This window comes from Halorhodospira neutriphila (assembly GCF_016584055.1).
GTDB classification, from domain to species: Bacteria; Pseudomonadota; Gammaproteobacteria; order Nitrococcales; family Halorhodospiraceae; genus Halorhodospira; species Halorhodospira neutriphila.
Genome location: NZ_NRSH01000088.1, coordinates 1 through 9,185 on the forward strand (window position 1 = coordinate 1; position 9,185 = coordinate 9,185).

At 74.0% G+C, this 9,185-nt stretch carries 11 protein-coding genes and 1 riboswitch; all 11 genes read right to left on the minus strand.

From position 1 onward, the window contains the following. Positions 1-717 (minus strand): precorrin-2 C(20)-methyltransferase (cobI, locus tag CKO13_RS08320; protein ID WP_200259389.1); only part of this gene is annotated, 717 nt, incomplete at its 3' end. Further along, positions 717-1,553, minus strand: coding sequence for a sirohydrochlorin chelatase (locus CKO13_RS08325; protein WP_200259392.1), 837 nt, complete (start codon positions 1,551-1,553; stop codon positions 717-719). The genes CKO13_RS08325 and cobI, both read right to left, overlap by 1 nt. Further along, complete coding sequence (cobM, locus tag CKO13_RS08330) at positions 1,546-2,355, minus strand: precorrin-4 C(11)-methyltransferase (protein ID WP_200259395.1); 810 nt, start codon at positions 2,353-2,355, stop codon at positions 1,546-1,548. The genes CKO13_RS08325 and cobM overlap by 8 nt, the downstream gene beginning before the upstream one ends. Further along, on the minus strand, positions 2,352-2,993 hold the full coding sequence (locus CKO13_RS08335; protein WP_200259398.1) for an energy-coupling factor ABC transporter permease: 642 nt from the start codon (positions 2,991-2,993) through the stop codon (positions 2,352-2,354). Before CKO13_RS08335 ends, cobM begins: the two co-directional genes overlap by 4 nt. A gap of 123 nt (positions 2,994-3,116) precedes the next feature. Continuing rightward, positions 3,117-3,369, minus strand: a riboswitch (cobalamin riboswitch). A gap of 155 nt (positions 3,370-3,524) precedes the next feature. Next, positions 3,525-4,175, minus strand: coding sequence for a peroxiredoxin (locus CKO13_RS08340; protein WP_200259401.1), 651 nt, complete (start codon positions 4,173-4,175; stop codon positions 3,525-3,527). 110 nt (positions 4,176-4,285) lie between these two features. After that, positions 4,286-5,083 carry a 3-deoxy-manno-octulosonate cytidylyltransferase gene (gene kdsB, locus CKO13_RS08345; RefSeq protein WP_200259404.1) on the minus strand — a complete coding sequence of 266 codons (798 nt, stop codon included), beginning with the start codon at positions 5,081-5,083 and terminating at the stop codon, positions 4,286-4,288. Further along, entirely contained in the window at positions 5,080-6,075 is a 996-nt protein-coding gene (gene lpxK / locus CKO13_RS08350; RefSeq protein ID WP_200259407.1) for a tetraacyldisaccharide 4'-kinase, read from the minus strand. Before lpxK ends, kdsB begins: the two co-directional genes overlap by 4 nt. Positions 6,076-6,078: 3 nt before the next feature. Continuing rightward, positions 6,079-7,899 carry a lipid A export permease/ATP-binding protein MsbA gene (gene msbA, locus CKO13_RS08355; protein WP_200259410.1) on the minus strand — a complete coding sequence of 607 codons (1,821 nt, stop codon included), beginning with the start codon at positions 7,897-7,899 and terminating at the stop codon, positions 6,079-6,081. Continuing rightward, on the minus strand, positions 7,896-8,327 hold the full coding sequence (locus CKO13_RS08360) for an ExbD/TolR family protein (RefSeq protein WP_200259413.1): 432 nt from the start codon (positions 8,325-8,327) through the stop codon (positions 7,896-7,898). The genes msbA and CKO13_RS08360 overlap by 4 nt, the downstream gene beginning before the upstream one ends. Next, on the minus strand, positions 8,324-8,956 hold the full coding sequence (locus tag CKO13_RS08365; RefSeq protein ID WP_200259416.1) for a MotA/TolQ/ExbB proton channel family protein: 633 nt from the start codon (positions 8,954-8,956) through the stop codon (positions 8,324-8,326). Before CKO13_RS08365 ends, CKO13_RS08360 begins: the two co-directional genes overlap by 4 nt. Positions 8,957-8,998: 42 nt before the next feature. Next, on the minus strand, positions 8,999-9,185 hold a 187-nt coding region (locus CKO13_RS08370; RefSeq protein WP_200259419.1), incomplete at its 5' end, for a hypothetical protein.

Below are 9,185 nucleotides of genomic sequence, written 5' to 3' on the forward strand. Positions count from 1 at the left end.
GCGCGGGTTGCGCACCAGCAGCAGCGAGAGGTAGTGGACCGGCGCCCCGCGCAGGCCGGCCAGGTCGGTGACCACCCGCTCCTGCGGCGTGCCCGCCCGCTCGACGAAGGCGCTGCTCGCCAGCAGGCCGCGCGCCTCGAGGAGGTCGAGCAGCGGCTCGAGCAGCGGCTTGACCTTGAGCAGCACCAGCGTCTCCACCTCCGGGAGCAGCCGCTCCACGGTCGCCACGCTGTAGCCGCCGGGCAGCACGGCCACGGCCTCGTCCTGGCTCGCCAGCGGCCAGCCGACCCGCGCCGGGGCGGCCAGGAAGGAGGCGACGCCGGGGATCGTCTCCACCTCGACGCCGGGCGCCTCGGCGCGCACCGCCCGCGCCAGGTGGCCGAAGGTGGCGTAGGTGGAGGCGTCCCCCTCGACGAGGAAGGCGACGTCCCGCCCCTCGCGGAGCATCGCCGCCACGGCGGCGGCCGCCCGGGCCCACCCCTCGGCCAGGGCCGCGGGGTCGCGGGTCATCGGGAAGACCAGGGGCACGGCGTCGTCCGGCACCGCCAGGCCGCCGCGCTCGGCGATCTCCAGGGCGTAGCTGCGCTCCTCCGCGGCGCGCACCGGGTAGGCCCAGCGGGCCGGGCCCTGGAGCACCGCCCACGCCCGCCGGGTGATCCACCCCGGATCGCCGGGGCCCAGGGAGACCCCGATGAGCCGCCCCCAGGCGCCCGCCATCAGCCGTGGTGGTGATGGTGGTGGTGGCCGTGGGCGTGCGCGGCCGCCGCCCGGTGGGGGCAGCCGTCGCACTCGAGCATCGCCGTCCCCGCCCAGGCCTCCTCGATCCGCGCCTCGAGGGCCTCGAAGACCTCCGCCTCGAAGCCGAGGTACTCGCCGAGGGCGAAGGCCGTCCGCGGGTACTGGCCGCGCAGGCGCTCGATCTGCCCCTCGATGCGCTGGATGAGCCGCCCGGTGAAGAGGTAGTAGGGCAGCACGATCTGCTGCAGGGCGCCGAGGCGGTGGTGGCGCTGGACGACGGCCTCGAGGCGCGGGTACGTGACCCCCGTGAAGGCGATGTCGACGAGCTCGTGGCCGTGGCCCTCGTAGAGCCAGCGCGCCAGGCGGGAGAGCTCGGCGTTGGCGACGCGGTCCGAGGAGCCGCGGCCGAGGAGGATCACGCCGGTGGTCCGCGGGTCCGGGACGTCGAGGGCCTGCATGGCCTCCTTGAGGCGGCGCTCCAGGAGGCCGAGGATCGGCTCGCACGCCCCCAGGTGGCGGGCGTAGCGGAACTCGTGCCGGGGGTGGCGCTCGCGGGCGGCCTCGAGCTGCTCGGGGATCTCCAGCTTGACGTGGCCGGCGGCGTTGAGGATGAGCGGCACCACCGTCACGCGCCGGCCCCGGGCGGCGGCGCGATCGAGGCCCTCGCCGAGCAGCGGGTCGGCGAACTCGATAAAGCACGTCTCCAGGGACCACTCCGGGTGGCGGTTCTGGAGCAGCTCGGCGAAGCGGCGGATCTCGTCGTTGCCCTCGTGCTGGCGGGAGCCGTGGCCAACAAGGAGGATGCAGTCAGTCATCGGGGTCGCTCCTGGCGGCCGCGCCGCCGGCGCGGCGGTAGCCGTGGGTGAACGCGGGGTCGTAGAGGCGCGAGCGGGGCTGCGGGCCGGCCTGCCGGGCGCCGAGGCTAGGGCTGACCAGGATCATGGTCTGGCGCCTCAGGCCGGCGGCCCGGCAGTCGGCGGCGAGCGTCCCCACGCGGGTGCGCAGGATGCGCTCCTCGCCCGGCCAGGAGGCCCGGTGCACGACCACCACGGGCGCCTCGTCGGCCCAGCCGGCGCTGCGCAGCTCCTCGGCGAGGCGCTCGAGCAGGGTGATCGACAGGTAGATGCACAGGCTCGCGCCGTGGCGGGCGAGATCGGCGAGCTGCTCGCCCTCGGGCATCGGCGTGCGCCCCTCGACGCGGGTGAAGATCACGCTCTGCGGGCCCTCGGGCAGGGTCAGGCTCTCCCCCGCGCTCGCCGCCGCGGCCATCGCCGAGGTGACCCCCGGGACGACGGCCACGGGGATGCCGGCCTCGTCGAGGGGCCGGGCGAGCTCGGCGAGCGCCCCGTAGAGGGCCGGGTCGCCGGGCTGGAGGCGGACCACGGTCTCGTGGCGCCGGGCGCGCTCGATCAGCCACGCCTGGATCGCCTCGAGGGTCATGCCCTTGGAGTCGGCGAGCTCGCAGCCGGCCGGGGCCCAGTCGAGGACCCCCGGCGGCACCAGGGAGCCGGCGTAGAGGACCGCGCCGGCAGCGGCGACGCGGTCCCGGCCGCGGACGGTGATCAGGTCCGGGGCGCCGGGGCCGGCGCCCACGAACCACACGGTGCCGGCGCTCACGCCGCCAGCCGCAGCCGGTCGACGGCGAAGGCCCGGGTCCAGGCCTGGCCCTCGAAGGCCTTGAGGCCTCGCACGGCGGCGTAGGTGATCACCGGCTCGACCGCGACGATCGCCGCATAGCTGCTCGCCCACGCCGCCCACGCCGCGAGCTCAGCGCCGGTACCGACCAGCCACAGGCCGACCATCGCCGCCACGCCGCTGTAGTAGGCCGCATCGAGGCGCAGGATACGGGCCCAGGTCAGGGACTCGCCCTGCTCCGCGTAGCGCTTGCCGAGGGTGTAGTGCACAGCGATCAGCGGCGCGATCAGCGAGAGGCTGTTCACCGCCCAGTGGATGAGATCAGCCGGATTGAAGAGGATCCCCTGGACGAGCAGCCCGAGCATGAAGCCGAAGAGCGTCGGCAGGAAGCCGAGGGTGAGGTAGATCGCCATCGCCCCGACGAAGTGCAGCTCGGAGGGGCCGACCGGCATGTGGAAGGACTGCATGAACAGGGAGAAGAACAGGGCCGCGAGGGCGATGCGCGGCAGATCGCTGGGCCGGCGGATGAGGCTGCGCAGGTAGTAGCCGGCGACACCGGCCGCGGCGACCCCAGCGAAGACGACCTTCGGCTGGGCGATCATGCCTGGCTCGATATGCATAGTAGCGCGCTCCTTGAATCGATCGGTCGATACCGGGAGCCACGCGGGAGGGAGTCGGGGTGCGGATTGCACGGCGCAGGAGCGGGTGTACCGGGCTGCGCCGCCGCGCACGGTTCCCCGCCGTGTGGCGTCGTCCCCCAGGCCGGTCTCCGGGCTCGCGAGGCGGGGCGTGACCCCCTGGCGTTTCGCCTTCCCGCGGCGCCTGCCCGGATGGACAGCCAACGCCGCAGTGGCCTTCCCTAACGCCTTCCCCTCGCCTACCGTTGCGGGGACAGCGCCGGCATTGCCGCCCTGCGGCCGCCGGAGGAGGCGACCGGTGCGGCGCACCGGCTTCCCGGCCGTGGCGCTCGAGGCCGCCCGGGGAGGGAAGGGCCCTCCCCTGGCCGGCTCGGCCCACGGCCCCGGTGGCGCGCGCCGGCGCCACCGGGTCACCTGGGGCAGGGACGAAGCCTAGGCGGGACGCGAGCGCCCTGTCAAACGCGGGCGGCCAGGGGGGAGACCGCCACGGGGCCTAGGCGCCGCCCGGCTGCGCTAGATCGAGCGGTAGCAGAACCACCAGTCGAAGCTGTCGTACTGCTGCGGCCGCTGCCTCGCCGTCTCGACATCCGCCGCCGGCGGGATGATGCCGCAGTCGTTGATCAGCTCATTATTGGGCCAGTTGGCGGGGAGGGCCACGCCGTTCTGGTCCGAGGCCTGGAAGCCGCGCACCATGCGCAGGATCTCCTCGATGTTGCGGCCGAGCTCCTGCGGGTAGTAGAGGATGGCGCGGAAGGTCCCCTCGGGGTCGATGAGGAAGACGCCGCGCACGCTGTTGCTCCCCTTCTCGGGGTGGATCAGGCCGAGCTTGTCGGCGACCACGCCGCGGTCGTCGGCGATGATGGGGAACTGGATCTCGGTGTCGAGCCGCTCGCCGATCCACTCCGACCACTTGATGTGGGAGAAGACCTGGTCGACGCTGTGGCCGAGCAGCTCGGCGCCGAGCTCACGGAACTGGTCGTAGTAGCGCTGGAAGGAGACGAACTCCGTGGTGCAGACCGGCGTGAAGTCGCCCGGATGGCTGAAGAGGACGAGCCACTTGCCGCGGTAGGCGTCGGGCAGGCGCAGCGTGCCGTGGGTGGTGTTGACCTCCATCTCGGGGAACTTCTGGCCCATCATGGGCGGTGCGGTCGTGGTGGACTCCATCAAGGCCTCCCTCTTAATGATTTAATTAATTGTAATTTTTATCCTAAAAAGGGAGGAGGTGCCTGTCAATACCCTACTCCGGGTGGGCAGCATGCGGAGGCCGCGGCGGGCTACGGGCCGGCATCGGCGCCCAGGCCGCCGGCACCGAGCTGGGCGGCCACGCGCTCGAGGTCCGCGGCGGTATCGACGCCGGGGCCGGGGCGCTGCCCGGCGGTCGCCACCTGGATGGCGTAGCCGTGCCAGAGGGCGCGCAGCTGCTCGAGGCGCTCGCGCGCCTCGGGCGGGGCCGGCTCGAGCCCGGGGAAGCGGCGCAGGAACCCGGCGCGGTAGGCGTAGAGGCCCAGGTGGCGAAGCCACCCGCCCCCGGCCACGGCGGCGTCCTCGGGCTCGGGGAAGCGCTCCCGGTCCCAGGGGATGGGGGCGCGGCTGAAGTAGAGGGCGCGGCCGCGGCGGTCGGTGACCACCTTCACCGCCGCCGGGTCGAGCAGCTCCGCCGCCGTCTCGATGGGCACGGCGAGCGTGGCGATCGCCGCGCCGGGGTCGGCGGCCAGGCGCGAGGCGGCCAGCCCCAGCAGCGCCGGCGGCATGAGCGGCTCGTCCCCCTGGAGGTTGACGACGAGCGCCTCGTCGTCGAGCCCCTCGGCCGCTACCACCTCGGCGATCCGGTCCGTGCCCGTGGCGTGGTCGCCCCGGGTGAGCGCGACGGCGGCGCCGAAGGCCCGGCAGGCGGCGGCGATGCGCTCGTCGTCGGTGGCCACGACGACCCGCTCCGCCCCGCTCTCGCAGGCGCGGCGGTAGACGTGGCGGATCAGCGGCTCGCCGGCGAGCTCGGCGAGGGGCTTGCCGGGCAGCCGGGAGGCGGCGTAGCGGGCGGGGATGACGACGGTGAACGGCGGCTCGGCGCTCATCGGGCGGATGCTCCCTGGGTCAGGATGCGGGCGAGCAGGCAGCTGACGGCGAACTCCAGCTCCGGGGTGGTCACCACCTGGGTCGGCAGCGTCCAGATCCGCTCGGCCTGCGGCAGGTGGCGGCACTTCACGGCGTCCTTCTCGGTCATCAGGATCGGCCAGTCGGCCCCGAAGCCGAAGGCCAGGTCCCGGGCCCGGAAGGTGTGGTGGTCAGCGAAGGCGTGGGGATAGGCGTCCAGCCCCATCTCGGCGGCGGCCCGGAAGAAGCGCCCCGGATTGCCGATCCCCGCCACGACGTGGCAGCTGCCGCCGGGCCACGGCCGCTGCGAGCCGTCGAGGGCCTCCGGCTCCCCGGGGCAGAGGTGGAAGGCGTACGCCGTCTGCTCGGTCGGCCCGCCGTTGGCCACGACCAGGTCGACGCGCTCGAGCCGGGAGGCGGGCTCGCGCAGGGGCCCGGCCGGCAGGAGGCGGCCGTTGCCGAGGCCGCGCTCGGCGTCGATGACCACGATCTCCGCGGCGCGCCCCATGCGCAGGTGCTGCAGGCCGTCGTCGCTGACCACGACGTCGCAGCCCGCCTGCGCGTGGAGCGCGGCCACCGCCGCCGGCCGGTTGCGCCCGACGCACACCGGCGCCCCGGTGCGCCGGGCGAGCAGCAGCGGCTCGTCGCCCACCTCGACGGCCTCCGAGGCCTCGGCGACGAAGGTCGGCCCGTCTCCGGCGCGCCCCCCGTAGCCGCGGGAGACGATCCCCGGGTGCCAGCCCTCCGCCCTGAGCCGCTCGACGAGCCACGCCACCAGGGGCGTCTTGCCGGTGCCGCCGACGAAGATGTTGCCGACGACGATCACCGGCACCGGCGAGGCCTCGACCCGGCTCCGCCCGGAGCGGTACGAGGCGTGGCGCCAGGCGACGAGCGCCCCGTAGAGGCCGGCTAAGGGCGCCATGAGCTGCGGCAGCCAGCCCCCCTCACGGAACCAGCTCCGGGGTGGAACCATCGGCTATCCCTCCTGCCCTTGCCCCGCCCCCGCAGCGGGCTCCGCCCCTAGCTGCATCCGGTAGAGCGCCGCGTAGCGGCCGTCGCGGGCGAGGAGCTCGCCGTGGGTGCCCGCCTCGACGATGCGCCCCTGCTCGAGGAAGACGATCCGGTCGGCCCGCTCCACGGTGGAGAGGCGGTGGGCGATGATGAAGGCCGTGCGCCCGGCCATCAGCCGCTCCAGGGCCTGCTGGATGGCGCGCTCGGACTCGGTGTCCAGCGCCGAGGTCGCCTCGTCGAGGATGAGGATCGGCGCGTCCCGGAGCACGGCGCGGGCGATGGCGACGCGCTGGCGCTGGCCGCCGGAGAGCATGACGCCGTCCTCGCCGATCTCGGTCTCGAAGCCGTGCGGCAGCGCCTCGATGAAGCCCCGGGCGCTGGCGGCCTCCGCCGCCTGCCGGATCTGCTCCTCGGTCACCGGCCCGGGGGCGCCGAAGCGGATGTTCTCGGCGACGGTCGTATTGAAGAGGGTCACGTCCTGGCTGACCATCGCCAGCTGGCGGCGCAGGTCGGCCAGCCGGTACGCCGGCAGCGCCACCCCGTCGAGGCGGATCTCGCCGGCGGTCGGCTCGTAGAAGCGGGGAAGGAGGCTCACCAGCGTGCTCTTGCCGCCGCCCGAGGGGCCGACGAGGGCGATCCGCTCGCCGGGCGAGGCGGCCAGGTCGATGCCCCGCAGGACCTCGCGCTCGCCGTCGTAGGAGAAGCGCACGCCGCGGAGCGCCACCTCGCCGGCGGCGCGCTCGATCTGCCGCGTCCCGGTATCCTCCTCCCCCGGGGTGTCGACCACCTGGAAGATGCTCTGCGCCGCGGCGATCCCCCGCTGGAGGGTGGCGTTGATGCCGATGAGGGACTTCAGCGGCTGGTTGAGCATCATCAGGGCCCCGGCGAAGGAGGCGAAGGTCCCCACCGTGACGACCTCGACCAGCGACTCGAAGGTCACCAGGTAGATGATGAGGGCCAGCGCGCTCCCCGCGGCCAGGCGCACCAGGGGGACGGCGGCGAACTTCGTCGCCTGGAACTTCAGCGACTGGCGGCGGTTGCGCTCGTTGACCTGCTCGAAGCGCCGGCGCTCGCGCTCGGCCTGGCCGAAGCCCTTGATGATCGGGTAGCCGTGGACGCTCTCCTCGGCGACGCTGCCCACGCCGCCCACGCTGCGGTGGATGCGCTTGCTGAGCTTGCGGAAGCGCTGGGTGACGTAGGCGATGATCCCCCCCACCACCGGGAGGACGAAGACGACGATGACCATCAGCCGCGGCGAGAGGTAGGCCATGTAGCCGACCAGGAAGACGACCATGGCCAGGTCCTGGACCAGCGTCACGGCCGCCTGGGTCACCGCCCCGGCCACCTGCTCCGCCTCGTAGGTCAGCTTGGAGACCAGCCGCCCGGCGGAGTGGCGGTCGAAGACCGCGCTGGGCATGACCAGGAGCCGGTCGTGGACGTCGAGCCGGATGCGCTTGACGAGCATCCGGCCGATCCAGGAGATCAGGTAGTGGGAGACGAAGTGGGCGACGCCCTGGAAGAGGACCAGGCCGATGAGCACGGCGGCGTAGAAGCGGATGGTCGCCGGGTCCTGCTTGACGAAGCCCTCGTCGAGCAGCGGGCGGATCACCGAGACGAAGCCGGTCTGGGTGGCGGAGAGGGCGATCATGAAGGCGACGGCCACCAGGCCGACCTTCCAGTGCGGGGCCACGTAGCCGAGGAAGAGCCGCCTGAAGGTCTCCCAGCCCCCCCGGCGCGGCGGCTGCGCTGCGGGCTCGTCGCCGGGGGCGGCGTCGGCGCGGCTCAATCCGCCTCCTCCGCAGCGCGCAGCGTCGCGATGGAGACGCGCTCGACGCCCGCCCGGCCGACGCCGTCGAGGGCGCGCACCACGGCCTGGTGCGGCGCCTGCGCGGCGGCCCGCACGACGACCCGCTGCTGCTCGCCGCCGCCCGCCTCGAGCGCCTCGCGCAGGGCCTTCGCCAGCGTCTCGGGGCGGCGGTTGATCAGCGCCTGCTCGCCGACGTAGTACGTCCCGTCGGCGCCGACGCTGACCTCGACGGCCTCGGGCGCGGCGCTCCGGGCAGCGCTCGACTCGGGCAGCGTGATGTCGAGCCCGGCCTCGCGGACGAAGGTCGTGGTGACCATGAAGAAGATCAGCAGCAGGAAGACGACGTCGATCAGCGGCGCGAGGTTGAGCTCCGGCTCCTCGCGGTGGCGGCCGCGGCGCAGGTTCAAGCGGCCTCCCGCGCGGCGGCGGGCCCCTGGAGGCCGCCGCCGGCCTCGAGCAGGCGCAGGGCCTCCTGCTCCATCTCCACGACGCGGCTATCGACGAGCCCGCGCAGGTAGCGGTAGGCCATCAGGGCGGGGATGGCGACCGTCAGCCCCGTCGCGGTGCTGATCAGCGCCTCGCCGATGCCGCCGGAGAGGGCCTGCGCGTCGCCGAGGCCCTCGGCGCTGATGGCGCCGAAGACGCGGATCATGCCGATCACCGTCCCGAGCAGGCCGAGCAGCGGGGTGATGGCGGCGATCGTGCCCAGGGTGTTGAGGTAGCGCTCGAGCCGGTGCATCTCGTGGCGCCCGGCGTCCTCGATGGCCTCGGCCATGGCCGCCCGGCCGTGGTGGCGGTGCAGCAGCCCCATGGCCAGGATCCGCCCCAGCGGCGAGCTCTCCTGGAGGGTCTCGATATGGCGCTCCTCGAGCTCGCGGCCCTGCGCCAGGCGCCGAGCCTGGCCGCGCAGCGCCGGGGGCAGGATCGTCTCCCGCCGCAGCGCCCAGAGCCGCTCCAGGGTGATCGCCAGGGCGAGCACCGAGCAGACGAGGATGGGGATCATCAGCCAGCCGCCGGCCTGGATGAGCTCGAGCATGGGCTCCCTTGAAAGCGCGTCGCCTCCGCTAGACGGCAGATTCTACTGACTCGGCGTAGCCGAAAGCCAGGGCCGCCAGCCGCGGTGGCGGTGGTAGACGCGGCCGCGGCGCTCGTACTCGCTCACGACGTGCGGGGCGCTGCCCTCCCAGCCCAGGGTGAGTGCCCCGGTATCGGCGGTGGCGTAGTCCGCCCCGGCGCGCAGCGCCGCGCTGCAGCCCTCCTCGCCC

Coding starts and splice junctions, on each gene's coding strand:
- CKO13_RS08325 (WP_200259392.1), bottom strand. CDS start 1,553: ATGACTGACTGCATCCTCCTTGTTGGCCACGGCTCCCGCCAGCACGAG.
- lpxK (WP_200259407.1), bottom strand. CDS start 6,075: ATGGTTCCACCCCGGAGCTGGTTCCGTGAGGGGGGCTGGCTGCCGCAG.
- CKO13_RS08335 (WP_200259398.1), bottom strand. CDS start 2,993: ATGCATATCGAGCCAGGCATGATCGCCCAGCCGAAGGTCGTCTTCGCT.
- kdsB (WP_200259404.1), bottom strand. CDS start 5,083: ATGAGCGCCGAGCCGCCGTTCACCGTCGTCATCCCCGCCCGCTACGCC.
- CKO13_RS08365 (WP_200259416.1), bottom strand. CDS start 8,956: ATGCTCGAGCTCATCCAGGCCGGCGGCTGGCTGATGATCCCCATCCTC.
- CKO13_RS08340 (WP_200259401.1), bottom strand. CDS start 4,175: ATGGAGTCCACCACGACCGCACCGCCCATGATGGGCCAGAAGTTCCCC.